This window comes from Oribacterium sp. P6A1, from assembly GCF_000702885.1.
Taxonomy (GTDB): domain Bacteria; phylum Bacillota; class Clostridia; order Lachnospirales; family Lachnospiraceae; genus Oribacterium.
Genome location: NZ_JNKO01000029.1, coordinates 1 through 25534, shown reverse-complemented (window position 1 = coordinate 25534; position 25534 = coordinate 1). Strand labels below are relative to the sequence as shown.

Below are 25534 nucleotides of genomic sequence, written 5' to 3'. Positions count from 1 at the left end.
GATGGATTACTGAGAATAACTTATAAAATGTGGTGTACAGTTTTGAAGGTATGATAAACCTTCTTTCTCTGATATAACTGCCTGCTAAAAGCGTTACATGAGAATCATTATGATTCTATCAGAGTAAAATAAGATATTCCTTCATAGCTCAGTCGGTAGAGCACGCGGCTGTTAACCGCGGTGTCGTTGGTTCGAGTCCAACTGGAGGAGTTATGCCGGTATAGCTCAGTTGGTAGAGCAACTGATTTGTAATCAGTAGGTCTTCGGTTCGAGTCCGAATCCCGGCTTCAGGCTTCGAGAGAAATCTCGAAGCTTTTTTGCGTGATAAGGCTGTCACGCGTGGGTTGTACTTGTACATGTGTACATGGATATTTAACATCTCTGTTTATAGAAACAGCAATTACAGTCGATGATATGTCTGAGATATTTATTAAAAAAATATAAAAATTCACTGTATATTTGAAAATGTATGAATACAATTAATTTACCTGAAATATATATTATAAATGCGTTTGGGGTATTGCTGATAATCGGAAACATTATCAGCGGGTATTTTAATGCCAAAAGAAGCGTTGAAGATAAGTATCTATTCTGGATCACAACTTGCATATGTATTTCATGTATTGTCGAGTCAATAGTTTATACATTTTACGGTAGACCGGAGCTGCTGTACAGACTTGTATTGTATCTGGGGTATCTATGGCTGTACTTTTCAATATTTATTATCGGTCCTTTATGGGTTATTTTGATTGAGAAGCATAATAAAATAGGTAGTGGCAAGCTTTTACAGTCCCTTCTTAATTATATTTCATTGCTGGGGGTTGCGGTTCTTGCCATAAATTTCTACAGACCCCTGGTGTTTTATATTGATAAATCAGGTGTCTATCACCGGGGACAATTTTTCTGGTTTTATCTGCTTTCTTCACTGTTTTTCTTTTCTTCGGGAATTGCTGTATATATTAAGAAGAGAAAGATTTCCATGATTCCCTTTTTTCCGGCATTCCAGATATTTATCCCCATACTTGTAGGGATGATTACGGAATTGCTGTTTTACGGAATTTCTATGGTATGGGCAGGATGTGCAGTCAGCGTTACCCTCATGATCATGTCATTGCAGAACGAAAACATTTGCAAAGACAAGCTGACGGGTTTGTTCAACAGATATTATCTTGAACGTATTGATTTAAAATATGTAGACAAAGGCATCCTCTGCTTTATGATGATAGATATCAACGGTTTCAAGCAGATCAATGATAAATTCGGACATTCTGAGGGAGACAGGGGACTTCTGTTTGTATCTGAGTGTGTGACCAAATCTGTAGGGGACCAGGGCAGTGTTATAAGATATGCAGGAGATGAATTTGTTGTCCTTCTGAACACCAAGGATTACAGGGAAGCGGAAAGCTGTATAAAGCGTATCAATGATAATCTTGATAAGGTAAACCAGACTTTGAAGAAGGATTATTCCCTGTCTTTATCCATCGGATACGAAATCTTCGATATGAGACTGATCAAGATGGATGAGATTCTTGAAGTAATTGATAAAAAGATGTATATGGAGAAAAAAAGGTATTATAGTACCCATGACAGAAGGGCTCAGACCGAAAATGATTCCTGATATAATGAAAGCCATCGATGATAATAGTTTTATCATCGGTGGCTTATTTATAAAGGTTAAATATAAATCAATCAGATTTGAATCTGCATGTCAGAGATGAACGTCCGAAAACATACGTTTACAGATGAGAAGTATCAGAAGTTTGTGTTCTTGGGGAAATCATCATAGTAAAGCGCCATGTGAACAGGACTTGCCTCAATTCCGAGTTCATTGACAACCTTCTCATATATTTCGTCAAGCTTTTCCTGGGAAATATCCTTGTCAGGATCAGTCATTTCCCACGGATACTCGGGCTGCCATATAAGACAGTCATCAAAATACTCCTCACCAACAAGTCCTAAAAAACCGGTGGTGCCGTATTCGATATTTAATGTAAGACCTATGATATACGGAAAGTAATCCATCCCATGGTCAAATATGATAGTGTCGTACTCGTCGGAACCCACTTTATTGGCCTGATAGAGACATCCGAGCATATCATCCATTTCTGTTTCAGGATACAGACTTTTGATTATGTCCTTATGCTTTGCGATAAAGCTGATGGCATTTCCGCAATTCATATTCTTAAGTGCAATACCATAGCCGTATATAATTCCTTTTCCGAATTCTCGTTTATTGATACCCATATCAAACCTCCCCCCATGAGTCCTAATTCAATCATATCATAGCTTAAGACTTTAAGGTATTAATTTATTAAACATTTTAACCTGTTTGCAGATTCAGGATGAGCAGAAAAAATACCTTTTCATGCAAATGTTTATTCGACAAATTTTCTGAAAATCATTAACATTTGAATTAAATTCCCCAGGCATTTAAGAAATTTAATATTTATAGATAACTATAAATAAGTTTTAAGAAATAATGGTGATTTATACATAACAAAAATTAATTTATGTTATAAAATAGATATATAAGTCGATATACTTTTAGATAGAAATAATTGTATAAGGCATCGTAAGTGAACGAAAAATTAAATTCTTGAAGAGAGGGGGATAAGGTATATGGTTATCGATGAGACGATGATCTATAAGAGTAACGTGGACGGAAAACATGCGGCAGTGATAAACGAAGAAGATGATATGATCACTTTGATCACCGGAATGGCACATATCTTCACAGTGACGGCGAAAGAGCTTAGATCGGCTTTCACACCTACGCACAATACATTTTCACTGGAAAACATGGATTTGTGGCAGTTACAGGTACTCGACAGATAAGACGGACACCGACGGGTGACCGTCTTTTTTTTTCGCGATAAAGCCGTCAAGTGTTCATCTGTGCGTTGTGCTTGCACAAAAGTACAGATGAACATTTGACGGCCAACGCGTAATCGCGTAGAAAATTTTTTCTACGCGATTGCGATAAAGACTATATGCATATCGGAAAATTGGATTATAATGTTCAGAAGTTCGTTTAAATACAGAGCCGATCAGACTGACATCTGCATGTCAGAAATTACGGCTAAAAACAGCGTTAATAAGAGAGGTTTTTAATGTCAAAAATAGTTATTACAGATGTGGATGGAACATTGGTTAAGGATGGAACGCTGGACATCAATCCGGAATACTATGAAGTGATTGCAAAACTCATAGAAAAGGGGATTCGTGTGGTTATATGCAGCGGGCGATCCTATTCCAGTGTGTCAAAGCTTTTCAGGCCCCTTGCAGACAAGCTGTATTTTATATGTGATGGCGGTTCTGTCATCAGAACAAAGAATGAAATATTGAAATCATATCCATTTGATAAAGAGCTTTGGATGCAAATGTATAAGTCCGCAAAGAGTGTGAAGGACTGTGACTGCTTTATTTCCACAGTAGGTCCCTGCTATGCGGAGGATCCGGACAGTGAGATGTACCGATGGCTGGTGGACTCCTATAAGTTCGATATGACCCGGATTCATGGCATAGAAGAGGTAAAGGAAGACGTCATCAAACTTTCCGTATATCATACCAGTGATTGTGAGGGCGTATGCAGGGATGATTTTATTCCGAGATGGAAGGATAAGGCAAAGCTTGCATCATCAGGCTCCACATGGGTTGACTGCGTAAGCAAAGATGCAAGCAAAGGCACTGCGCTTAAGCGGCTGCAGGAATATCTCGGTATCTCAAAGGAAGAAACCTACGCTTTCGGTGACAATATTAACGATATGGAGATGCTTCAGAATGCAGGTCACAGCTATGCGGTTGAGAATGCCAGAGAGGAACTTAAGGCTGTGGCAGATACAATAATCAGGCCCTATTGGGAATATGGCGTCCTGGAAGTGATGAAAACATTACTGTGATGGGATATAATGAGAATTATTAGTGTGTTCCGCGCGAAACGATTCGATGTCAACTTTTGACACTCACGTCATATATTGTGAGATAAGTTTACATCACCGCGAAGATGTCCGATATCGAGTTATGATATAAGTGTCACGGTTTGATGTTTTTGGAAGGGGGGTTACTATGATTAATGCTGTTGGCCGGGAGATTCCCGATGAAATTCTGAAGCGATATGGCAAGGAAGGTTTCATGGGCAGTTGCTACAGAGACAACAAACCATATAAAAAGGCAAGTGTTTCTTCCCATGGAATGCTGGATCCGAACAGAAAAAAGGTGGTTTCTTCCATAAAGGAAGCTCTGGAAAAGTGCGGTGCCCACGATGGCATGGTATTCTCTTTCCATCATCATTTCAGAGACGGAGACTACATAGTGAATATGGTCATGGAGGCTGCGGCTGAAATGGGTCTTAAGGATCTTACGGTCTGTGCAAGTTCTCTTGGGGCTGCCCACAGAGTAGTGGCTGAGCTCATCGAAAAAGGCATTGTCACAGGCATCCAGACCTCCGGAATCAGAGACAAGATAGGTGAGGCGGTGTCCTACGGTAAGCTGAAGACTCCTGCCATCATCCGTTCCCACGGAGGACGTGTGAGAGCCATCGAAGAGGGGGATGTTCACATAGACATCGCATTTATCGGGGCCCCTACAGCTGATGAATACGGTAACCTCCGGGCCATCGGCGGGAAGAGTGATTGCGGCGTTCTTTCCTATTCCGTGGTGGATGCGAAGTATGCGGATTATACCGTTGCCATAACAGATACACTGGTGCCTTTTCCCAACTTCCCGCCATCCATTTCCATGACAGACGTGGATTTTGTGTGCGTAGTGGATGAAATCGGAAATCCGGACAAGATCGCCAGCAACGTCATCAGAATGACCCAGGACGTGCGTGAACTGAAGATGGCAGAGGACTGTGCAAAGGTTATGGCCGCAACACCGTATTTCAGGGACGGTTTTTCATTCCAGACCGGGGGCGGCGGCGCTTCCCTTGCGGTAACGAGATTCCTTGAGCCGCTGATGTCGGAGAGAGACATTAAGATGTCCTTTGCAATAGGCGGCATCACCAGGCCCATGTGTGAGCTTATGGAGAAGGGATTTATCAGAACCATCGTTGATGCCCAGTGCTTCGATAAGACAGCCATTGAGTCCATATCGAAGGATCCGAGACACTATGAGATATCCACTTCCGAATATGCAAACCCGCTGAACAAGGGCGCATTTGTGAACAAGCTGGATTTCGTTATACTGGGTGCTCTTGAGATAGATAAGGAGTTCAATGTTAACGTCACCACGGGTTCAGATGGTGTGCTTCGCGGGGCACCGGGAGGACATCCTGATACGGCCGCAGGCAGCAAATGTTCCATTATCGTGGCTCCCCTTATCAGAAGCCGTATTCCGACGGTGGTTGACAGAGTTGTCAATGTCACAACCCCGGGTGAAGCAGTGGACGTGCTGGTTACGGATTACGGAATCGCGGTAAATCCCAGAAGACAGGATCTCATTGAATACCTTACAAAGGCTAAACTTCCTGTGGTTAAGATTCAGGAGCTTCTGGACATGGCAAAGTCCATAGCAGGTGAGCCTGAACCAATAAAGTTTGAGGATGAGATAGTGGGAATCATCGAAGGCAGAGACGGAACCATCATGGATGTGGTTAGACGCGTAAAACCCCAGACTACCATACATGAGATACTTTAAAGGGCAACGCGGTCATTGAGTACCTAAGGTACGAGATGACTGCGTTGCCTATATTAATTATTTGACCCCACTCGCTTCATGTAATACTATCATTATCATGAAAATAAAATGCAATTTCCTTCGAACAATAATTATATGTATTTCTATATTACTTGCCCTCTCTTCCTGCGGAAAAAAGCCTGAGGGGGATTTCGCGCCGACCCGTTTTGAATGGTCCGGCGGGTCCGGAAGAGTTAATATAAGCTGTGACAGAGTTACGGTGACAAATGAAGGAACCATGGCAGAAATCACATTTTCAAGTCCCAACTATGAATATGTAAGACTTGATGATGAGAAGATCTACGGTGATCATACCGAAAAGACTTCTACTTTTCTGGTTCCTGTGGAAACGGATAAGGAGCTTAATCTTATAGGCTGCACCAGCGCCATGTCAAAACCCCATGAGATAAGCTATACCATATTTGTTTCCATAGATGACAGTTATAGAGGTGGTGAATCAAATTCTCTGAAATCCTCCGATGACTCATCAAATCTTCGGGAGATGGTGAAAGATTTCCGGGAATCGATAAAGGGAGAAACGGCTCTCAAGCCTCCGGTCATAGAAGGACTCAGCTTTGACCACTCGATGGAGCTTTCCTACGCAAGGTGCTTTGCCGTCCATTACTATAACAGTGATATGGATTCCGGAAATTCCCGGTATAAGTTAATCACGGTTCTTGACGGCAGAAAGTACCTGCTGGTACCGGAAGGATGGGACACACCCGGGAATCTTCCGGAAGAAATCACCGTTCTCAAACAGCCGCTTAATGATATCTATCTCGCTGCCACAAGTGCCATGTCTCTTTTCAATGTTTTGAACCGTATATCTCTCATAAAGTATACGGGCACAGACATATCCGGCTGGGATATAGATGCCCCGATAGAAGCTCTCAGGGAAGGTAAAATGACATTTGCCGGAAAGTACAGTGCCCCGGATTATGAAATGCTCATTGACGGCGGATGTGACATAGCCATCGAATCCACCATGATACTTCATTCACCGGAAACGAAGGAACAACTGGAAAAAGTGGGCATACCTGTTTTTATCGACTGGTCAAGCTATGAGAGTGACGCTCTCGGAAGAACCGAGTGGGTGAAATTATACGGTGCCATGACAGATCATGAATCGGAGGCGGAGACATTTTTCCAAAATGAATTACGCCGTTCCGGAATTCCCGAGGGCTTTGAAAAGACAGGCAGGACAGTGGCATTTTTCTATTTCAATAACCGGGGGCTTGCGGTCATCAGAAACTCTGATGACTACATTCCGAAGATGATACGTGACGGCGGTGGTGAATACGTTTTTGATTCCCTGAAGGGAACGGGTGATGGCGTATCCATGGACATATCTATGGAGGAGTTCTATGCGGCAGCAGCCGGTGCGGACTTCATAATATACAACGGAAGCATAGACAGCTCGGTGGATACTCTGCAGGATCTTTTGGCAAAAAATGAACTGTTAAGAGACTTTAAGGCGGTAAAAGAGAATAATGTCTACATCGTTGACAAAAAGTTTTATCAGTCAACAGATACGGTTTCCGAGTTTGCCAGGGATGTCCATATCATGCTTTCGGGAGACAGCGGGGAGAAGATGTTTCTGAAAAAACTGAAATGAAAATTACTTGTGCCGTAAATCATTATCAGGAGAGATACATTTAATTAAGTGATGGCATGATACGACATCCAGTCATTTCTTGCATAGGGCTCTCACATTTGTATCAATTATGTGCCCGGAAAAACGAGGTTTCAGATGAAGGAAGGATCCACAATGAAAAAAGCCAGAGCAATACGATACGGCGTGGTGTTCGCCCTCCTTTCTGCGGCTTTTTTCATCCTTATGATCTTAAATATAAAAACCGGAAATGTAGATATACCTGTATCGGAGATTCTTGAGATTCTTGCCGGAGGAGATGAGGGCAGCAGCGCCGGAAGCATTATCCGCATGATCCGTCTCCCGAGGCTCCTTATGGCGGCGATTCTGGGCGGAGCTCTTTCGGTGTCGGGATTTCTGCTTCAGACTTTTTTCCAAAATCCTATAGCAGGCCCCTTCGTCCTCGGGATCTCATCCGGGGCAAAATTTGCGGTGGCCCTCAATATGATATTCCTTCTTAGAGTTTATCGCAGTGTCAGCTCATGGAACATGATAGCGGCAGCGTTTCTCGGCGCACTTATCACAACAGGATTTATACTTCTCGTGTCCCGGCGCATTAAGGATTCTGCAGGACTTCTGGTGGCAGGAATCATGGTGGGATATATCTGCTCGGCAGCGACGGATTTTCTTCTGACCTTTGCAGAAGATTCGGACATTGTAAATCTGAGAGGATGGTCACTTGGCAGCTTTTCAGGTACGTCCTGGGACAATGTCTCCGTAGCGGCATCAGTGGTTGCCCTTATAACAGTGGCATCATTTCTTCTTTCGAAACCTATAGACGCCCTTCAGCTTGGGGAGAATTACGCCCGAAGCATGGGCCTAAATGTCCGTTTATTCAGAATACTTCTTATATTATTATCAAGCATCCTGTCTGCGACTGTCACTGCCTTTGCGGGACCGGTATCCTTTGTCGGTATAGCAGTGCCATTTTTGACAAAGAGCATGCTGAAGGTCTCCAGGGCAATAGTTGTGATACCGGCTGCCTTTCTTTCCGGGGCTGTATTCTGTATGGGCTGTGATCTCATAGCGAGGTGTGCATTTGCACCAACAGAACTGAATATCAGCACAGTGACCGGTATTTTCGGTGCGCCCATAGTTATAGTGATGCTGATAAGAAGGAAAAGCAGAAGATGGAAAGAATGAGCGAAAAAGAATTGATCAAACTGAATAAGCTCTCGGTGGGATACGGCAGGAAGGTTCTGATCGGGGATATAGATCTTTCAATAGGCGAAGGAGAAATCGTTACTCTCATAGGTCCAAACGGCGCCGGAAAATCCACTATATTGAAAACCATAGCGAGACAGCTTGAACCGGTAAAGGGAACTGTATTCATAGACGGTAGGGAACTATCGAAACTTTCCTTTCATGAGCTTGCGGAAAGGGTCTCCATACTTCTCACGGAACGTATAGACCCGGAGCTGATGACGGTGAGAGATGTGGTGGAAGCCGGAAGATATCCTTATACAGGCCACATGGGAATGCTCAGGAGGCATGATGAGGAAGTGGTGGGAGAAGCATTGGCACTCTGCAGTATAGAGGAGCTTTCAGACAGATATTTCAGAGAGCTTAGTGACGGACAGAAGCAGAGAGTGATGCTGGCGAGGACCATCGCCCAGGAAACGGAGATACTTATTCTGGACGAGCCCACATCCTATATGGACATCAGATATAAGCTGGAACTTCTCGGACTTCTCAGGAAGCTTCGTGACAGCCGGAAGATGACCATCATCCTCTCTCTTCATGAATTTGAACTTGCGAAGGTTGTCTCGGACCGCATTATCTGCGTGAAAGACAGAGATATAATCAAAGCCGGAACACCGAAGGAAATCCTGAACCGGAAGGTTCTCTGTGAGCTTTACGACATCAGCGGGGAAAGTCTGGAGATACTTTTGCAATCCATGGAAAGCGTGGTATAATCTCCGTTAAAAGTTTTGGATAAAAAATAATTTTTAGTTGTGGTGTGTTTTTTTAGGAGGGAATTTATGAAGAGAAGAAATCTGACAGTTTTATGCGCTGCAGTTCTTGCATCGTCAATGATCGCAGCCTGCGGAACCAATGATATTCCTGTGGCTTCGGCGGCTGCTGAAACACAGGTTGAGAGCACCGAAAGCGGAAGTACTGAAGCCGCTGAAAGCAGTGTATCAGAAAGTGAAACGGCTTCTGAAGAGGACAGTGATAAGGCAGCAGCTGATCATGTGGCAGAACTTATAGATGCCATATATGTTCAGGAGTGGAATGAGAACACCGATAAGCAGTGTGCGGAGGCAAAGGAAGCATGGGATGCCCTCACCGATGAGCAGAAGGAACTTGTTGAAGGTGAGGAGGCTGATCCTGATTATTTCGGAAGAGATACAGGAGATGCTTCAAAGGACGATCCTCTGAACGGAGATGAAATCGGAGAGAATGAGCTTCTGGTGGTGAGCTTCGGAACCTCCTTCAACGACTCCCGTACCGAAGACATCGGAGGCATTGAAAAAGCCCTTGCCAAGGCTTATCCTGATTGGTCTGTCAGAAGAGCATTTACTGCCCAGATAATCATCAACCATGTTCAGGCCCGGGACGGGGAGAAGATCGACAATGTTGATCAGGCCCTTCAGAGAGCCGTTGACAATGGTGTAAAGAATCTTGTTGTCCAGCCCACACATCTTATGCACGGAGCTGAGTATGACGAGCTTACCGAAGCGGTTATGTCCTATAAGGATAAGTTCGACAATGTCATCATCGCAGAGCCTCTTCTCGGACAGGTTGGAGCTGATTCAAGCTCTGTGAACGAGGACAAGAAGGCTGTGGCAGAGGCTATCACTTCTGAGGCTCTTTCTGCAGCAGGCTACAAGGATCTGAAGGCCGCAGAGGAGGATAAAACAGCCTTTGTATTTATGGGACACGGAACATCTCACTCGGCAAGCGTGACCTACGAGCAGATGCAGGCTCAGATGGAGTCTCTTGATTATGCCAATGTCTTCATCGGTACTGTTGAAGGAAAGCCTGAAAGTACATCCTGCGAGAATGTGATCGAAAAGATCAAGGCAGCAGGCTATAAAAAGGTTGTGCTGAGACCTCTCATGGTGGTTGCGGGGGACCACGCCAACAATGACATGGCAGGCGATGACGAGGATTCCTGGAAGAGCCTTTTCACTGCATCAGGTGCATTTGATAAGATTGATACCCAGATCTCAGGACTCGGCGGCATAGCTGATGTTCAGAAGATCTACGTGGCCCATACAAAGGAGGCTTTAGAGAATATCGGAACAGCTTCTGATAAGAAAGAAAACAGTGCTGACAGTAAGACTCCGGAGGACGGAACCTACGATGCCCTCTTTACCACTGACAGCAGCATGTTCCATGTGAATGAGGCCTATGACGGAAAGGGTGTCCTGACTGTTAAGAATGGGGAAATGAACATTCATGTATCCCTGGTTTCAAAGAACATTACAAATCTTTATCCGGGAACAGCAGAAAAGGCAGAAAAGGACAGCGCCGGAGTTCTGCAGCCTACAACAGACAAGGTGACATATTCTGACGGAAAAACAGAAGAGGTTTACGGCTTTGATATCCCTGTAGAGAGTCTTGGAGAAGAGTTCGATCTTGCTATCCTCGGCAAGAAGGAAAAATGGTACGATCATAAGGTGAAGGTTACTATAGCCTGAATCTGAAGCCGGTTATTTTAAGTAACTTTATTAAATTAACAGGAATTTTAATGAGAATTACGATTATCATATATGCTGTGGTTATAGCATTGGCACTTGTATTCAGTTTGCTGATAAACATGCTGTATCATGCCTTTTTGAATAAAACTTCTTTTAATCCTTTTATTTCAGTATGGATTTTTGGTATTATTCTCTTCGGTCTTTTTATATATTGGATGTAGATATTATTCTAAAACAAAATGCGCCGAAGATAAGATTAGGACGCGATGTCTATGCCCGGATTCGACTATCCGGACCTGTCTGTCAACGGGTCAGATGCATCCTTGCTTAAACAAAATTTTTATGACCCCGGAGGAGAAAATATGAATGTAATCAAAAAGAAGATAAGTGATCAGGATGAGCACTATGTTTTATATATTTTTGATTCGGACGAAAAGAATTATTGTGCCTATCTGGGTAAGGGGGATGAAGACCTGCTCATATTGGTATACAAATCTTCCGATGAGAAATTTCAAATCATGGATGAGTTTATCGCTTATATCGATGGCAGAATCATGGATGAGTCTCTGGTATCGACATACGACAGACTTGCGGAATCCGTGGTCAAGTGCACAAACGAAAAGCTTGAGGAATTTGACAAGAATTTAAGACAGCTTGATAAGGAATGCGGCGATGTAAAGGCTGATTTGGAAAAGCGCGCACAGAAACTGAAAAACGATCTTGCCAACAACATCGACATAAAGAGTATCGAGGAAATAGATGCCCAGTCACCTCTCGGAAGACATATTATCGATGCACTGAGGGAGAAGCTTGGAGTGATGCCGAATATGCAGCCTGTACCGGCTTTTATGCCCCAGGGCAGGGCATTTCAGATGAAAGCGAGAGTCGACAAGGACGGAAAAGTTTCATTTACTCCCGATGATATCAACAACATGATGATGGAGATCCTTTCCAATATCATTGTTACCGAGGTTAAAAGCGGCCGAAAGCTGTCGGAGGCCATAAGTGATATCGACAATATAGTCAATACAGTGTCAAAGAATGCAGCAGAGCTGACCATCCGATTCAGGTCGTAAAGTCATTTTTAGAAATATAAAATAAAAATTAATTCTGCAAAACACGAATTGACGAAAATAATTTTGAATGATAGTATAATTGTACAAGAAGATCTGAGATACTTTTTGAATATCTAATTGTTTTAAATTTTGATTTAAAGTGTTATGTATTGTTTTAGAGTATCGTATCTTCTTTGTACATAAAATATATAGAATGTGAGGTTATTTATGAGAAGACCACACGAAAGGGTAAGGCTCTAGCATCGAAAGCGCAAAAATGCTAGGGCCTTTAACCTTGCAAAAAGACAAAAAAGAGACCGCTGATACCTTTCGGTACCAACGGTCTTATCTTTCGGAAATATCTATCAAGCCTTAGCTGCGATAGCGCCTGTAGGACAAGCCTCCTCGCAAGCTCCGCAATCAATGCATGTATCCTCGTCAACTACATACTTTGAATCTCCAGCTGAAATAGCCTCTACTGGACATACAGAAGCACATGATCCGCAGCTAACGCACTCGTCATTGATAAAATGTGACATGGTGTTTCCTCCTTGAAATAATATAATAATAAAAACTTAGTGTTCGATGAAGTGTTCAATCTCATCAATATATGTATTTTAATATAGTTTGTAATAAAGTACAATAAAATAATTTTCGCACATTGTATTTTTTTGGAAAATCTATTTAGCCATGACTAACTGCAGGGTAGCGGAAAAAATGTGCTATTATGATAAGGAACGCGTACTTTGTGCCGGTTCCGGAGGATCTGGCATACAGCGTAAGCCATCGCGAAGCAAATTCGAATTGGCTGATGTTTTTAAAAGCTCGAATCGGTCCGATATCGGTTTTGCATGGAATGATCCCGATGACGCCGTTAATTTACGAGGTATATTATGTCAGAAAAGAAAAAAATCACATTCGGTACGATCATATTTTACATGATTCCGTTGGCGGCTCTTTCCGCGGCTCTGTTTTTCGGATATTTGTTTTTGAAAGATTATCTGCAGTACAAACAGGCAGAGGATGAGTATGCAAGTCTTAATGAGGGATACATAAAAGAGGTTTCCGACACTTCAGATGGAGACAGAGCCGATGACGATCTTTCAAGACTGAATTATTTTCCTGAACTTAATATTGATTATGCGGGACTGAAAGCAAAAAACCCGGATTTTGCCTGCATCTTATATATTCCGACCTTAATGATAAAATATCCTGTGGTGTATTCAAAAGATAATGAAGACTACCTGCACAGGACCTATGAGGGAAACTATAATTTCTCAGGGAGTATCTTCTATGATTATCTCTGCGAAAAAGATTTTGCGGGATACAATACTTTTCTGTATGGTCACAACATGAAAAACGGTTCCATGTTCGGAAAGCTGAAAAAGCTTCAGGACATGGCGGATGATACTTATAATAAGTATTTTTATGTTTATACAGAAGATAAAGTAAGGAAATACGAGATCTTCTCTTTCTATCAGACCTCCGTCGGCAGTGAGGCATACACGGATGTTACCGATGAGAAAGTCTATGATTCCTATATTAACTATTGCCTGAGAAATTCCTGTTACAAGGGATATAAAAAGGATATAGATTTTGCTGACAGACCCGATATAGTGACATTATCCACCTGCACGGGGCCTGCGGGAGGCACGGAACGCTTTGTTGTCCATGGTGCATTGATAGCGAAGAAATTAAATTTTTAAATAATATTAAAAAAAACAATATTGTTCAAAAATTAGATTGCAAAAATAACCAAAAATGTAATATCATTTAACCATAACTTTAAGCTTATTAGAGCTATCATCGAAGCATAAGATTTTCTTATATTGGGCATAATGGATTTTTTCTTCGTAAATAAGGAGAGATTACTGTTTAAATCAATGAGGGGTATGTGTCTTATTCAGGAAAATTGGTTGTATAGAATGAAGAGGGGTTAAAAATGAATAGTGAAACTTTTATCATTAATGTCAAATGCAGAGAGAATTCTTCCTGGCAGGGTAAGGTGACATGGGCACAGAAGTCCAAGACCAAGTATTTCAGATCAGCTCTCGAACTCATCAAGATGCTGGACGGAGCTATGGATCATGCGGATTCACCGGATGAGATCTTTGAAGATGAAATGGAGGAAAGCCAGGCAGGCTGATGACCGGGAAGGGCGGTCTGCTTTTTTCTGATCGGATTTAAGCAGGACCTTAAATCGGTATGCGGTCATCGCAGCCTGCATAATTTATTATATTATGACTTGCTCGCTGCAGGGCATGTCATGAAGTCTCATGAACGTGGGGTCCTGGGGCAGCGTATCATGGAGAGAGGGGTATAAGAGTATTTATGGAGAAGCTGAATGGCATTGATCTTGTCTGTATTGCGGTGGACAATAGGACTGAGGAGGACTTCAGCGGAAGTATTTTCACGCAGTATTCGGAGGATGCTGTTAGATTTGATTCCAGTAAGGACATGCTGAACAAGCTTGATGAGCTGTATGATGAGTGGGGATTCCCCGAGGCTTCAGAAAAGCCGCGCAGTTTTTTGTTTCGCCGTCTGAATCCCGAAGGTGGAGTACAGCCGGAGAATCCAAAGAAGAGACTTGTAAATATGGCAAAAGAGGTAAAATCTCGGGACGTAAGCGGCGATAAAGGCAGGCTTGCGACTTTTCATGTGCTTACCGAGATGAGACAGCATTCAAGCTGGCAGGGTAAAGCCCTTTGGGTTGAAAAAGAAGAAAAAATAGAATTTCTGAGTGTTTTGGATTTACTGTTCTTTATTGATGATGCATTAAAAACAAGCTGAAATATGTAATTGGTCAAATTACTTTCACATTAATTAATTCTTAAGAAAATCTGTCAGGATTTTTTGGTTTAGTGCTTGTTGAAAAATTAATTTTCGTGTATCATTGCAGTATTCCAAATAATACTAGATTTGTAGGAAGCCGGGCGCAAAGTCCGGCTCTTTCTTCGCTCTGAAGTAAATTTTAGCTGTTATTTATAAAATCCTCCAAAACGAACGAATATATTTAGTGAGGATATATCGAAAGCATCATTCTAGTATTGAGCTTTAGTCACATACACTATAATTTTACGAAAGCTGTGAATAAATGAGAACGAAAAGACTTGGAGATATGATGGTAGAGTTAAATCTGCTTACGGAACAGCAGTTAAACGAGGCTCTTGCCATACAGAAAAAGGAGCATGAAAGACTGGGTACCACTCTGGTGGATCATGGATACATCACAGAGGCCCAGATGGTAGATGCTCTCCGAATCCAGCTGGGTATAGATTATATAGATCTGACCAAGACCGATATCGCACCGGGGATGTCCCAGTACATACCCAAAAATCTTGCAAAGCAGAACAGGATGGTTCCCGTTTCCATGTCGAAGGACAGCCTGTTCCTTGCCATGGCTGATCCCACCAACTTCATGGCCATCGAGGAAGCCAAAAAGGCAAGCAAGAAGAACATCATACCGATGATAGCAGCCGGCAATGCTGTGGACCATGCCATCAATACTCTTTACGGCAATGAAGGTGCCGCCCAGGCTATGGCACAGATGCGCGCAGAGGCCGGTATAACCGACGATGAGGTAAAGAGTTCCAGTGACGATGCCATAGATGCAGGGGAAGAGTCTGCACCTACCATCCGACTCGTAAACTCCATTATCGAACGTGCTTTTATTGAAAATGCTTCCGATATCCACTGGGAGCCTACAGACGGAGATCTGGTCATCCGCATGAGAATCGACGGAAGGCTTCACAAGATCCTCACCATTCCCAGAAACCTTATGGAGCCGGTAGTGTCGAGAATTAAGATCATGAGCCGAATGGATATCATTGAAAGACGTATCCCTCAGGATGGCCGTGCCAAGGTTCGTGTGAAGGGACAGGACGTGGATCTTCGTGTATCCACCCTTCCTTCCATTTATGGAGAAAATATAGTTATCCGTATTCTTAGAAGAGACGGTTCCAGACTTAACAGAAGAGGAATCGGAATACCGGATACAGAGGATGAGAAGATATCAAAGCTTCTTCGTCTCACCAGCGGAGTTATCATGATCGTAGGACCTACAGGTTCAGGTAAGTCCTCCACTATGTATGCCCTTATCAATGAGCTTCTTTCGGAGTCGTCAAACCTCATTACACTTGAAGACCCTGTGGAGTACAACATTAACGGAGCCATCCAGGTTCAGATCAATGAAAAGGTGGGGCTGACCTTTGCATCGGGTCTTCGTTCCATACTTCGTCAGGATCCTGATATCATCTGTGTCGGTGAGATCCGTGACAGTGAGACTGCAGAGATTGCCATGAGAGCGGCCATCACCGGCCATCTGGTTATCACTACCATCCATACTGAGGACGCTGTCAGCGCCATTGACCGTCTCAAGGATATGGGTGTTGCGCCATATCTTATCGCAGCGGGACTCAGGGGAATCATTTCCCAGAGGCTCCTTCGCCGTATATGCGTGAACTGTAAGGAAGAGGAGGAAGTGCCTGTTACAAAGATCAGGATGGCTGGCCTTACGGAGCGTCCGGACAGAAAATTCTATCATGGCCGGGGCTGTGATATGTGCTTTAATTCCGGATACAGAGGACGTATCGGTGATTTTGAGGTTCTGGTTATGAATGACGCCTTGAGACAGTGCATCACCAACGGGGGAGATAAGCAGGAGTTCCAGCGCCTTGCAAAGGAGACGGGATATGTCACCATGCTTCAGAATGCGGACCGCCTCGTGGAGGAAGGCATCACAACTGTTGACGAGGTTATGAGAACAGTTACGGAGCTGGATGATTTCTGATGCTTACACCGGGACTCTTTCTGCACTTTATTAAACAGATGATTTAAAATGATTCTGTGCTTTTTAGTAAGGGTGGATCCTTACTTGAACTTTCGTAAAGATGAAAGAAGTGTTCTGATCTTAGGAGAGGATCGTCCCAGGCCGGGAAAGTATATATGAATAAAACAACAATAAAACTTCTGGCACTTGTAACCATGCTGCTGGATCATACAGCCTTGATCATACTGACTCCGGGAATAGAGGGCAAAACCCGGATTCTGGAGACATTGCATCTGTCCCTTTCAACTGCCGTTCTTTTAAACAGGATATTCCTTAGTGTGGGCAGCATGGCTGGCTCCATCATGATCTACAGTGTGATCGAGGGCTACCACTACACAAGAGATACAAAGAAATATCTGCTCAGGTTTATGGCTTTCGGAGTAGTCTCCCAGATTCCCTTTCTGATGCTTCATATCAGATTTCTGAATATGCTCATAACTCTTGCCCTATGTCTGATGACGGTGCATGTGAGATATCATGTGACGGATATGGGAAGAAGAGGAATGCTTTATCTTCTGCTTATAGCGGCGAATCTTCATACGGACTGGAACCTGAGAGCGGTGCCCTTTACATTGATACTGATGCAGGCTTTCCATCCGGAGCCAAGACCGGTATGTCTTAGTATAGACAAAAAGCAACTTAAGTTTGCATGGCTGAAATGCGTCGTTCTGTACATGGTAGTGGATTTCTTTTCGCTGGAAAGCATTACCAATGTTTTCACCGGCTGTATAGGTGTAGTGCTTGCGGCTTTGGTAACTGTGTACTTCTACAACGGAAAGCAGGGAAAACAGGGTATATATATGAAATACGGATTCTATGGGTTTTATCCGCTGCATCTTATAGCGCTTATTATGTTATCCGGTGTAAAACCGGGATAAGTAACAGGAGGAAAAGATATGCTGCACATCGAAGATATAGTGGCACTTGCCAAAAAAAGAGGAGCTTCGGACATTCATCTCATAGAGGGACTTCGTATCAAGTGCCGTCTTGACGGACGTATAGTGGATCTTGCGGAAAATGTTCTCAGCCGGGAGGACTGTGAGCATCTCGCGAAGGAGATGGCGGGAGAACATTTTGATTCTATTAAGGAAATCGGAGAGCTTGACTGCGGCGGAAATATCGCATCAGAGCGTGTGCGTATAAATCTGTTCCGGCAGCAGGGAAGCATCTCTGCGGCAATCAGAATCCTTTCGGACAAGATACCTGATCTTGACGTGCTGGGACTTCCCCCCGTGGTTTCAAGCTTCCCCTCTATTCAAAAGGGAATCATCCTTGTTACCGGAGAGACAGGTTCAGGTAAGTCTACAACCCTTGCCGCCATACTGGACAAGATAAACCATACAAGAAACGAGCATATCATAACTCTTGAGGATCCTATCGAGTATGTTTACAGTTCTGATAAATGCATCATCAACCAGCGTGAGATAGGAAAGGATACGGAAAGCTATGCCAATGGACTGAGAGCTATCCTGAGAGAAGATCCTGACGTAATACTCATCGGAGAAATGCGTGATCTTGAGACCATTGAAACGGCACTTACCGCAGCAGAAACAGGTCACCTGGTTTTTGCAACCCTTCATACCAACGGTGCCGTAAGCTCAATTGACAGAATAGTTAGCGTATTCCCGGATTCCAAGCAGCAGCAGATAAGACTCCAGCTTGCGGGAGCTCTGAAAGCTGTTCTTTCCCAGCAGCTCCTTCTGAGGGCGGAAGGAAAGGGAAGATGTGTGGCTGCTGAGGTCATGATCATGACCAATGCCCTTCAGAATCTCATCAGAGAGGGAAAGACTCATCAGATGCAGAGTTTCATGCTGAGTTCCGCGGATCAGGGTTCCCTGACCATGGATAACTGCCTTTTGAAGCTTGTGGCCGAAAGAAAAATAAGCACTGATACGGCTGTTGAAGCGGCGGTGGATCAGGATTATGTAAAAAAGAGATTATTCGGTTAATAGTAAAGAAAATCAATCAAAATTGTACTTCAAAAAAGCCATAAAAAAATGAGCGTTTTTATAATAAAAGAATAATTTTGCGATATAATGTTATTGGAATTTTAAATTTTCGAATTTAAAAGATGAATAGCCGTTTTCTAAAGAAATATGTAAAATAGGTCGATATATTGTATAGGGAAGATATAAATTCAGTTATTGCGTGATCGGTTATTTTTTAAGAGAGGGTTACGAAACATCGGAGGGGGATGTTCTTTTAATCTGACTATGCAAAGGCTTATTTATATGCTTTCGGGAAAATTGGTTTATCCTATGGATGCTTAGTGGATCGAGGTGAAGCTGTTTGACTACATATTCATATAAGGCTTTAACTGCAGAAGGCATAGAAACCAAGGGCGTGGTTCAGGCTCAGGATGAATATGCTGCCGTAAGACAGATAAAACAAAAATGCCCCATAGTAACGAGCCTCACGCCGGTAAATACGGAACTGTCCAAGGTGAGACAGATCCTTTCAAAAGATATCGGCAGTCCCCGCATCAAAACCAGAGCCCTCGCGCTGATGTGTTCGCAGTTCGCCATAACACTTCAGTCCGGGATGCCTATAGGAAGGGCTATCGACATGATAGCGAAACAGACGGAGGACAAAAAGCTTCGTATCATACTTACAGATGCCGCGGAGGATGTTCTGGGTGGTTCGACTCTGACCAACGCATTTGAAAAATATGAGGATGCTTTTCCCCTTACGTTTCTGGAGACTATCCGGGCAGGTGAGGTATCGGGAACATTGGAAAATTCTTTCTCAAAGATGCATAGGTACTATGAGCGAAGCGCAAAAAACAGCGAGAAGATAAAAAGTGCGTTGACCTATCCGATTTTCGTTGTGTGCGTAGCTTTTATCGTACTTATCATAATCATGGTGAAGGTTATACCGACTATGGCAGAGGTTTTCTCCAGTCTCGGCGGTGAGCTTCCGCTTTTGACGAGGATGATGATAGGTATGGCTGAATTCATGCAGAAATGGTGGTTGCTTCTTGTTATACTGATCATTGCTTTTATGATTTTTTGGAAGCTCTACACCAGAACTGAAAAAGGTATGGCGACACATGCCAGGATGATGCTGAGGATGCCTGTTCTCGGTAAGATCAATGTCATGAACGGTTCGGCCCAGTTTGCCAATACCATGTCCACCATGCTTGCATCGGGGCTTACGGTCAACAACGCCGTATCTGTCACATCTAAGGTGCTTGATAATTATCTTTTGCAGACCGACGTAAAAAACATGATCGGAAAGATCGAGGAAGGAAAGCAGATAGGGGAATGCATGAAGGATTGCAGTTACTTTCCTGATTCCCTGAAGGATATGTGTTCTGTGGGTGAAGAGACCGGTGAGCTTGATAAGACACTGGAGACCATCGGAGATTACTTCACAGGCGAGACAGAAAGACTTATCCATCAGGCCATCACCATGCTGGAGCCTACGCTTCTTGTAATTATGGCGATTTTCGCCGGATTCCTTGTAATATCGGTTTATCTGCCGATGTTTACTATGTACGACCTGTTCTGATGAACAGAAGCAAAATACTGACAATTAACACGAAAGGTACTGCTGAAAGCAGATCTTAATAAAAAAATGAAGAAAGTTTTAGGAGGGTAAAGTTATGTTTAAGAAGTTAAATAAAAAGGGTTTCACATTAGCCGAGCTGCTGATCGTAGTTGCTATCATCGGTGTGCTCGTAGCGATTTCGATTCCGATTTTCACGGCACAGTTACAGAAGGCTAGATTGGCAACAAATCAGGCAAATGCTAGAGCGGCGTATGCAGCAGCAACTGCTGCGTTGTTAGCTTCTGATGTTACGGCAACAGAAGGTAATTTTGAATATACAGTAAGTACAGCTTCCGTTGGTACTTTGCAAGCTTATGATGAACTGGGTACAACAACTGCAATAAACTCATGGGATCCCGATACGTCTGTTGGAGGTGTTGTTTTAGGAACCACTGTTGCTAAAAAATGGACCGTTGCTATTAGTAAAGATGGAGAGGTATCATTTGATGCGTCAGCTACTTGATTAATTCGTGACTAAAAGGGTATGTATCTTGCGATTGATGATATTTGGTTTTCGTGGATTTGCATATACGATTTTAGTATAGCATTGAAAAATAGATGTTCAGCACGGAGTATTAATGATGTAGAGCAGCGTAAAATAAAAGACTAGATAACACGCTGGATATTTACGGCAGCGGAATGGGGATTGGAATGATAGTTAACATTCTAAAAATAAGCTGATTTACTATAGCAGAGATGTTGATTGTGGCTGCTATAGTGAGCAGCTTGATGGCTATTTCCATTCCGCTGTTTGCGTTACAATTAGAGCGATGCAGATTCCAGTAGTAATGTATGACAATACTTATTTTTGTATAGTGATTTATCTGAACTGAGTATGCTGGAATTTACATTGAAAAGGATTTCTATATTATTTTTGTAGGAATCTTTTTTGAGGTGAATATAGGTAAAAGGGGGCTCAGATCATGAAGAATAAATGTATAAAAGGATTTACTATGGCGGAGCTTCTTATAGTTGTTGCCATTGTGGGAGTGCTTGTTGCCGTCTCCATTCCGTTATTCACCGCTCAACTTGAAAAAACCAGAGAAACGGCTGACATACATACTATGCGTGCGGCGGCAGCCCTTGGGCAACAGTTCTACTATGCGGGAGTTATAGACAAAAAATCTGCTGAAAAAGCAGGTATGCAGTGGTACACGAGCGGAAGTGATTCGAGTTCCAAAAGCAATGCTTTCGCTATCTATATACCTGATAAAGGCGCATTTTCAGATAAAGACTATAATGGCTCCATAGATGCGGGACTTAAAGCCTATGGTAAAGGCACAAAATTGGATGGTGGAGTGGATCTTATGAGAGCTGATAATCTTCGAGTTTATGATCCAACACTGGACTACACAAATGCAGTGCTTCAGGTTTCCATATTTCCCAATGGCGATAATAAGAGAGTGGAAGTTGCATGGAAAAAACTTCAGAAAGGTAATGCTCGACCTTTTATCGGAAATGGTGAAAAAGGAAAAGATGGGTATAAGTATAGTGAAGACACTTATCCCCGCATGGTAATTAAATTGAGCTGATGGCATGGAATGCCTGTATCTTTGCCATAATTTTAGCTGATCAATTCATAAGGCTTGTGCCTTACTAAGGGGTCGGTCCTAACATAAGCTTTTACAGTATAAAGGACTTCTATGATATAATTTTTTCGTAGGAGTCCTTTTTAAGGTAAAGGATTACCGAGGGGGTATATGATGAAAGGCAGGAGAAAAAACGGGTTTACCATGGCGGAGCTTTTGATAGTTGTCGCCATTGTGGGAGTGCTTGTGGCCATTTCCATTCCTATTTTTACTTCTCATATTGAAAAGGTCAAAGAAACACATGATATCGCTATTATGCGGCAGGCGGCTTCCGCGGCTATAGATTTATATTATGCAGGTATAACAGATAAAGTCAGTGCGAATGCAGTTGGCTTGAATTGGGATGGAAGCTCTTCTGCCAATGCCTATGGAACCTATGACCCTAGAACAGGGAAATTTTACATGTACAGGTGGGATCTTCCTGAAGGATCGAGAAAATATGGCAAGGGAACCAAAAAGGACGGGGGAATGACCTTTGTAAGGGGAAATGATAACGGGGCTTATGTCTCCACTCTGGATTATACCGATGCAGTTGTAATGGTTTCGATTTACGTTAAAGATAATCCTGCTCATGTGGACGTTTATTGGAAAGAAAATAATTATACTTCTCTTGGAAAAGATCAATATATAGGCGGATATGAAGGCTCCAGGAATAAGCCGAAATACTGCATGAGGATTACATTGAATTAAACACTTTGAAGAGGTCGTTTCATTGACTTGATGCCAGTGAGACGTCCTTTTTGTATTTGCCAAACAACCGTTTCTATAAGTATTTAAATAATCCGTACTACCGTATACAATTGATATAGCAATTATCATAGTCAATTTATTTGATGAAAGAATCGATGGAGTAGAAAAGGTCAAAAAACTAAAGTCAGAGTATGGTTTGAAGATGACAACAGAAGTGGAAAGAGAGGTGGATGATATGTGTACATATGCAACAGCAATAGAGAACAGAGGCATTGAAAAAGGTATAGAGAAAGGTGTGATAGAGGGAAAACGAAAAATGGTAGAAGATATGCTTCGTCTCGGAAGAGAACCTATTGCAATAGCTGATTTTTGCCATCTTCCATTAGACTATATACTGGAGATTCAGGAAGACTTGCTGGCAGGTGAAAAAAAGTAAAGAATTCGGTGACTGGATGCGGCAAGGCTTGCTGTTTGAAAGAACATCGAAAAGAGAAATCCTTCCCGGACGAACACTTGTGTGTACGTCCGGGAAGGATTTTTTGTATGAGATGTACTTTCAACACAGTGGGCCGCCACTCGTGGCAGGTCCCTTGGGGACCTGTCATATAGCCCCAGCCCTCGCGAAGCGCCTTTCAATGGGCTGGGGTTCCCACCCGCATCGGGCACCGAATTCTGACCGTAGTGATACCGTCCCCCCTCCTCACTTAAAAAAGAACAATAGTTCTTGTGAATATAGACAAGTCCTCGCCCCGCATGATGACTGACATTAAAAATGGCTTTGATGTTAAATTGTCTGAAAATATTTGCGGGATTACTGCTATAATAATAGTGGGCTATTTTTTGACTAGAGACAGGAGTGAGCGGATATGACATTAAAAAATATAGTCAAAACTTGTGTGCTGATGGGGGCTGTGACATTGATCACTGCTTTTGCGGCTTTCGGAGAAGGATGGGATGATTCCAGCGGCAGCTGGCAGTGGATAAAGGATGACGGAACACCGGCAGTGGATACCTGGAAATCGGCTAATGGTTACTGGTTCTATCTTGATTCCAGCGGGCTTATAGCCAGAAATAAGCTTATTGTGGAAACGTCCGAAAAGGGTACCAACTACTATTTCGTTGATTCCAACGGAAAGCTTCTCAGGGATGCCTGGAAGGCTGTGGCCATCGATCCTGCAGACAGAAAGGATTACAGAGCCCAGTACTGGTGGTACTATTTCGGGGATGACGGTAAAGCCTATAAATCAAACGGCGGACCGCTGACAGAGGATCAGATAAAGACTATTGAAGGCAAGAAGTATGCCTTTGATGCGAATGGCCGTATGCTGTACGGCTGGGTCGACAGCAGCAAGGTTAAGATCCAGGATTATGATGACGGCGCATGGAGGTATTCGGATTATTACTTCGGAGACTGGGATGACGGTCATGCAGCTCAGGGCTGGAAGCAGATGAGAGTTTATGTTCCGAAAGAGGAGGATTATGAGGACTACTGGTTCTACTTTGACTCCAACGGAAAGAAAGCAAAGGCGGAAAAGAAGGTAATAGACAATTATAATTACTATTTTGACAGTGACGGTCATATGTCGAAAAGCTGGGCCCTTTCTAAGTGATATACCTGGCCGGTACAAATGAATGGACAGCCTTCAGAGATTAGAGGTCGTTTCCTTGACGATAAGTCTTGGAAACGGCTTTTTCGTTGCGATTTAATGCAAACGATTGCTATAGGCTCCAACAAAGCCAAACTTGGATACTGTCGGAAAAGACATAAATATGCACAAACAACGCCGTGAAAAACACAACATAAGGCACAAAAGCTACAACTATTTGCAAAGGACATGCAATAAATTGCAGAGAGTTGCAGAAATATTGCGCAAATTATTTGCAGGTGATATAAATATGACATAACAAATACAAACGATTGCAAAGGAAGAAGGGCGCCTCTTCCGGAGCAATTAGGAATCAATTTAGAATCATAATTCTTATTTAAAAGGAGATAATATCATGGCAAAGGTTAAAAATTTCAAGACAATATTCCCGGCAGTTTCAGTTCCACTTAACGATGACTACTCAATCAACGAGCAGGAGTTCAGAGTATACCTTCGTTGGATCAAGAGCTTCTATGACAAGGGAATCCAGGGTCTTGTATGTAACGGCCACACAGGAGAGATCACAGGCCTTACAAGAGCAGAGAGAAAGAGAGTAGTTGAGATCTGTGCTGAAGAGTGCGGCGATATCATGACAATCGTTTCAGGTGTAAACTGTGAGAACACTCAGGAGTCCATCGAGATGGCAGCTGAGGCAAAGGCAGCAGGAGCAGACGCTATCCTTCTTATGCCTCCTCACATGTGGCTCAGATTCGGTATGAATCCTAACGCTCCTTTCGAGTACATCAAGGACGTAGCTGAGGGTGCTGACATCGATATCGTTATCCACCTCTATCCTGCAACATCAAAGGCATTCTACCCTGTAGAGACACTTATCAAGATGTGCAAGGAGATCGATCATGTTAAGTGCATCAAGATGGGTACACGTGTTACATCTATCTACGAGCATGACGTAAGACTTCTTCGTCAGGAGTGCCCTGATATCAGCCTTATCACATGCCATGATGAAACACTTTGCGTATCATGGTTCCCTGGCATGGACGGTGCTCTTATCGGTTTCGCAGGCTGCGTACCTGAGCTTATCTGCCCTGCAAGAGAAGTATTTGCAAATCCTGACAAGCACACACTCAAGGAAGCTCAGGACTGGAGCGACAGAATCTATCACATCAGCCAGGCAATCTATGGCGGCGGACAGCCTTCAGGTGAGGCTCATGCAAGACTTAAGGAGACACTTGTACAGAGAGG

At 43.1% G+C, this 25534-nt stretch carries 23 protein-coding genes, 2 tRNA genes and 1 pseudogene; 24 read left to right on the top strand and 2 right to left on the bottom strand.

What is annotated here, in order from left to right; translation table 11 throughout:
- The first annotated feature begins 137 nt into the window (after positions 1 to 137).
- From T515_RS13650 to T515_RS13640, 3 genes are all read left to right on the top strand, one after another.
- A tRNA-Asn gene (locus T515_RS13650) sits at positions 138 to 210 on the top strand.
- A gap of 4 nt (positions 211 to 214) precedes the next feature.
- Positions 215 to 287, top strand: a tRNA-Thr gene (locus tag T515_RS13645).
- A 458-nt stretch (positions 288 to 745) separates the two neighbouring features.
- Complete coding sequence (locus T515_RS13640; protein WP_197026459.1) at positions 746 to 1618, top strand: GGDEF domain-containing protein; 873 nt, start codon at positions 746 to 748, stop codon at positions 1616 to 1618.
- A 134-nt stretch (positions 1619 to 1752) separates the two neighbouring features.
- Here the strand turns inward: T515_RS13640 and T515_RS13635 are convergent, their stop codons facing one another.
- Positions 1753 to 2244 (bottom strand): hypothetical protein, encoded by a 492-nt coding sequence (locus T515_RS13635; RefSeq protein WP_036612314.1) that lies wholly within the window; start codon positions 2242 to 2244, stop codon positions 1753 to 1755.
- Positions 2245 to 2619: 375 nt separating this feature from the next.
- Here T515_RS13635 and T515_RS13630 point away from each other — a divergent pair, with 375 nt between their 5' ends.
- The 8 genes and pseudogenes from T515_RS13630 to T515_RS13595 all read left to right on the top strand — a co-directional run bounded on the left by T515_RS13630 (position 2620) and on the right by T515_RS13595 (position 12050).
- Positions 2620 to 2835: a hypothetical protein gene (locus T515_RS13630; RefSeq protein WP_036612310.1), complete on the top strand. Its 216-nt coding sequence runs from the start codon at positions 2620 to 2622 to the stop codon at positions 2833 to 2835.
- Positions 2836 to 3110: 275 nt separating this feature from the next.
- Positions 3111 to 3899 carry a Cof-type HAD-IIB family hydrolase gene (locus tag T515_RS13625; protein WP_036612307.1) on the top strand — a complete coding sequence of 263 codons (789 nt, stop codon included), beginning with the start codon at positions 3111 to 3113 and terminating at the stop codon, positions 3897 to 3899.
- 166 nt (positions 3900 to 4065) lie between these two features.
- Positions 4066 to 5637 (top strand): citrate lyase subunit alpha, encoded by a 1572-nt coding sequence (gene citF / locus T515_RS13620; RefSeq protein WP_036612304.1) that lies wholly within the window; start codon positions 4066 to 4068, stop codon positions 5635 to 5637.
- A 277-nt stretch (positions 5638 to 5914) separates the two neighbouring features.
- Positions 5915 to 7291: an ABC transporter substrate-binding protein gene (locus tag T515_RS13615; RefSeq protein ID WP_197026458.1), complete on the top strand. Its 1377-nt coding sequence runs from the start codon at positions 5915 to 5917 to the stop codon at positions 7289 to 7291.
- Between the two features lie 153 nt (positions 7292 to 7444).
- Positions 7445 to 8470, top strand: coding sequence for a FecCD family ABC transporter permease (locus tag T515_RS13610; RefSeq protein WP_036612331.1), 1026 nt, complete (start codon positions 7445 to 7447; stop codon positions 8468 to 8470).
- Entirely contained in the window at positions 8458 to 9243 is a 786-nt protein-coding gene (locus tag T515_RS13605) for an ABC transporter ATP-binding protein (protein ID WP_051671752.1), read from the top strand. The genes T515_RS13610 and T515_RS13605 overlap by 13 nt, the downstream gene beginning before the upstream one ends.
- Positions 9244 to 9309: 66 nt before the next feature.
- Positions 9310 to 10566 (top strand): annotated as a pseudogene (locus tag T515_RS13600) (sirohydrochlorin cobaltochelatase); the annotation flags it as partial.
- Positions 10567 to 11336: 770 nt separating this feature from the next.
- Positions 11337 to 12050, top strand: a complete 714-nt coding sequence (locus T515_RS13595) for a hypothetical protein (protein WP_155988384.1) — start codon at positions 11337 to 11339, stop codon at positions 12048 to 12050.
- 344 nt (positions 12051 to 12394) lie between these two features.
- On the opposite strand, the gene T515_RS13590 is transcribed toward T515_RS13595, so the two are convergent.
- Positions 12395 to 12568 (bottom strand): DUF362 domain-containing protein, encoded by a 174-nt coding sequence (locus T515_RS13590; protein WP_036612295.1) that lies wholly within the window; start codon positions 12566 to 12568, stop codon positions 12395 to 12397.
- 354 nt (positions 12569 to 12922) lie between these two features.
- Between T515_RS13590 and T515_RS13585 the strand changes: the two genes are divergently transcribed.
- The 13 genes from T515_RS13585 to T515_RS13520 form a co-directional block, all read left to right on the top strand.
- Positions 12923 to 13735 (top strand): class B sortase, encoded by an 813-nt coding sequence (locus T515_RS13585; RefSeq protein WP_051671751.1) that lies wholly within the window; start codon positions 12923 to 12925, stop codon positions 13733 to 13735.
- Positions 13736 to 13971: 236 nt separating this feature from the next.
- The gene (locus tag T515_RS13580) at positions 13972 to 14175 is read left to right on the top strand and encodes a hypothetical protein (protein WP_036612292.1); all 204 of its coding nucleotides are present in this window, start codon (positions 13972 to 13974) and stop codon (positions 14173 to 14175) included.
- A 185-nt stretch (positions 14176 to 14360) separates the two neighbouring features.
- The gene (locus tag T515_RS13575) at positions 14361 to 14819 is read left to right on the top strand and encodes a hypothetical protein (protein WP_036612289.1); all 459 of its coding nucleotides are present in this window, start codon (positions 14361 to 14363) and stop codon (positions 14817 to 14819) included.
- Positions 14820 to 15123: 304 nt separating this feature from the next.
- Positions 15124 to 16818 carry a GspE/PulE family protein gene (locus T515_RS13570; protein WP_036612286.1) on the top strand — a complete coding sequence of 565 codons (1695 nt, stop codon included), beginning with the start codon at positions 15124 to 15126 and terminating at the stop codon, positions 16816 to 16818.
- Positions 16819 to 16973: 155 nt separating this feature from the next.
- Entirely contained in the window at positions 16974 to 17735 is a 762-nt protein-coding gene (locus T515_RS13565) for a TraX family protein (RefSeq protein WP_036612283.1), read from the top strand.
- 18 nt (positions 17736 to 17753) lie between these two features.
- Positions 17754 to 18806, top strand: coding sequence for a type IV pilus twitching motility protein PilT (locus tag T515_RS13560; RefSeq protein ID WP_036612280.1), 1053 nt, complete (start codon positions 17754 to 17756; stop codon positions 18804 to 18806).
- Between the two features lie 340 nt (positions 18807 to 19146).
- On the top strand, positions 19147 to 20367 hold the full coding sequence (locus T515_RS13555; RefSeq protein WP_036612277.1) for a type II secretion system F family protein: 1221 nt from the start codon (positions 19147 to 19149) through the stop codon (positions 20365 to 20367).
- A gap of 94 nt (positions 20368 to 20461) precedes the next feature.
- On the top strand, positions 20462 to 20869 hold the full coding sequence (locus T515_RS13550; RefSeq protein ID WP_036612274.1) for a type IV pilin protein: 408 nt from the start codon (positions 20462 to 20464) through the stop codon (positions 20867 to 20869).
- 460 nt (positions 20870 to 21329) lie between these two features.
- Entirely contained in the window at positions 21330 to 21938 is a 609-nt protein-coding gene (locus T515_RS13545) for a prepilin-type N-terminal cleavage/methylation domain-containing protein (RefSeq protein WP_036612271.1), read from the top strand.
- 171 nt (positions 21939 to 22109) lie between these two features.
- On the top strand, positions 22110 to 22685 hold the full coding sequence (locus T515_RS16820; protein WP_051671750.1) for a type IV pilin protein: 576 nt from the start codon (positions 22110 to 22112) through the stop codon (positions 22683 to 22685).
- A gap of 196 nt (positions 22686 to 22881) precedes the next feature.
- Positions 22882 to 23121: a hypothetical protein gene (locus T515_RS13535; RefSeq protein WP_155988383.1), complete on the top strand. Its 240-nt coding sequence runs from the start codon at positions 22882 to 22884 to the stop codon at positions 23119 to 23121.
- 430 nt (positions 23122 to 23551) lie between these two features.
- A complete protein-coding gene (locus T515_RS13525) occupies positions 23552 to 24295 on the top strand; it encodes a hypothetical protein (RefSeq protein WP_051671749.1) in 744 nt (247 codons plus the stop codon).
- Positions 24296 to 24686: 391 nt separating this feature from the next.
- Positions 24687 to 25534, top strand: an 848-nt coding sequence (locus T515_RS13520; protein WP_036612265.1) for a dihydrodipicolinate synthase family protein, incomplete at its 3' end; no start/stop codon positions are given.

What these genes read in the sequence shown, in the direction of transcription:
- T515_RS13595 (WP_155988384.1), top strand. Translation starts at nt 11,337, where the DNA reads ATGAATGTAATCAAAAAGAAGATAAGTGATCAGGATGAGCACTATGTT.
- T515_RS13560 (WP_036612280.1), top strand. Translation starts at nt 17,754, where the DNA reads ATGCTGCACATCGAAGATATAGTGGCACTTGCCAAAAAAAGAGGAGCT.
- T515_RS13630 (WP_036612310.1), top strand. Translation starts at nt 2,620, where the DNA reads ATGGTTATCGATGAGACGATGATCTATAAGAGTAACGTGGACGGAAAA.
- T515_RS13565 (WP_036612283.1), top strand. Translation starts at nt 16,974, where the DNA reads ATGAATAAAACAACAATAAAACTTCTGGCACTTGTAACCATGCTGCTG.
- T515_RS13545 (WP_036612271.1), top strand. Translation starts at nt 21,330, where the DNA reads ATGAAGAATAAATGTATAAAAGGATTTACTATGGCGGAGCTTCTTATA.
- T515_RS13575 (WP_036612289.1), top strand. Translation starts at nt 14,361, where the DNA reads ATGGAGAAGCTGAATGGCATTGATCTTGTCTGTATTGCGGTGGACAAT.
- citF (WP_036612304.1), top strand. Translation starts at nt 4,066, where the DNA reads ATGATTAATGCTGTTGGCCGGGAGATTCCCGATGAAATTCTGAAGCGA.
- T515_RS13615 (WP_197026458.1), top strand. Translation starts at nt 5,915, where the DNA reads ATGGCAGAAATCACATTTTCAAGTCCCAACTATGAATATGTAAGACTT.
- T515_RS16820 (WP_051671750.1), top strand. Translation starts at nt 22,110, where the DNA reads ATGAAAGGCAGGAGAAAAAACGGGTTTACCATGGCGGAGCTTTTGATA.
- T515_RS13525 (WP_051671749.1), top strand. Translation starts at nt 23,552, where the DNA reads ATGACATTAAAAAATATAGTCAAAACTTGTGTGCTGATGGGGGCTGTG.
- T515_RS13610 (WP_036612331.1), top strand. Translation starts at nt 7,445, where the DNA reads ATGAAAAAAGCCAGAGCAATACGATACGGCGTGGTGTTCGCCCTCCTT.
- T515_RS13605 (WP_051671752.1), top strand. Translation starts at nt 8,458, where the DNA reads ATGGAAAGAATGAGCGAAAAAGAATTGATCAAACTGAATAAGCTCTCG.
- T515_RS13550 (WP_036612274.1), top strand. Translation starts at nt 20,462, where the DNA reads ATGTTTAAGAAGTTAAATAAAAAGGGTTTCACATTAGCCGAGCTGCTG.
- T515_RS13625 (WP_036612307.1), top strand. Translation starts at nt 3,111, where the DNA reads ATGTCAAAAATAGTTATTACAGATGTGGATGGAACATTGGTTAAGGAT.
- T515_RS13570 (WP_036612286.1), top strand. Translation starts at nt 15,124, where the DNA reads ATGAGAACGAAAAGACTTGGAGATATGATGGTAGAGTTAAATCTGCTT.
- T515_RS13635 (WP_036612314.1), bottom strand. Translation starts at nt 2,244, where the DNA reads ATGGGTATCAATAAACGAGAATTCGGAAAAGGAATTATATACGGCTAT.
- T515_RS13580 (WP_036612292.1), top strand. Translation starts at nt 13,972, where the DNA reads ATGAATAGTGAAACTTTTATCATTAATGTCAAATGCAGAGAGAATTCT.
- T515_RS13590 (WP_036612295.1), bottom strand. Translation starts at nt 12,568, where the DNA reads ATGTCACATTTTATCAATGACGAGTGCGTTAGCTGCGGATCATGTGCT.
- T515_RS13585 (WP_051671751.1), top strand. Translation starts at nt 12,923, where the DNA reads ATGTCAGAAAAGAAAAAAATCACATTCGGTACGATCATATTTTACATG.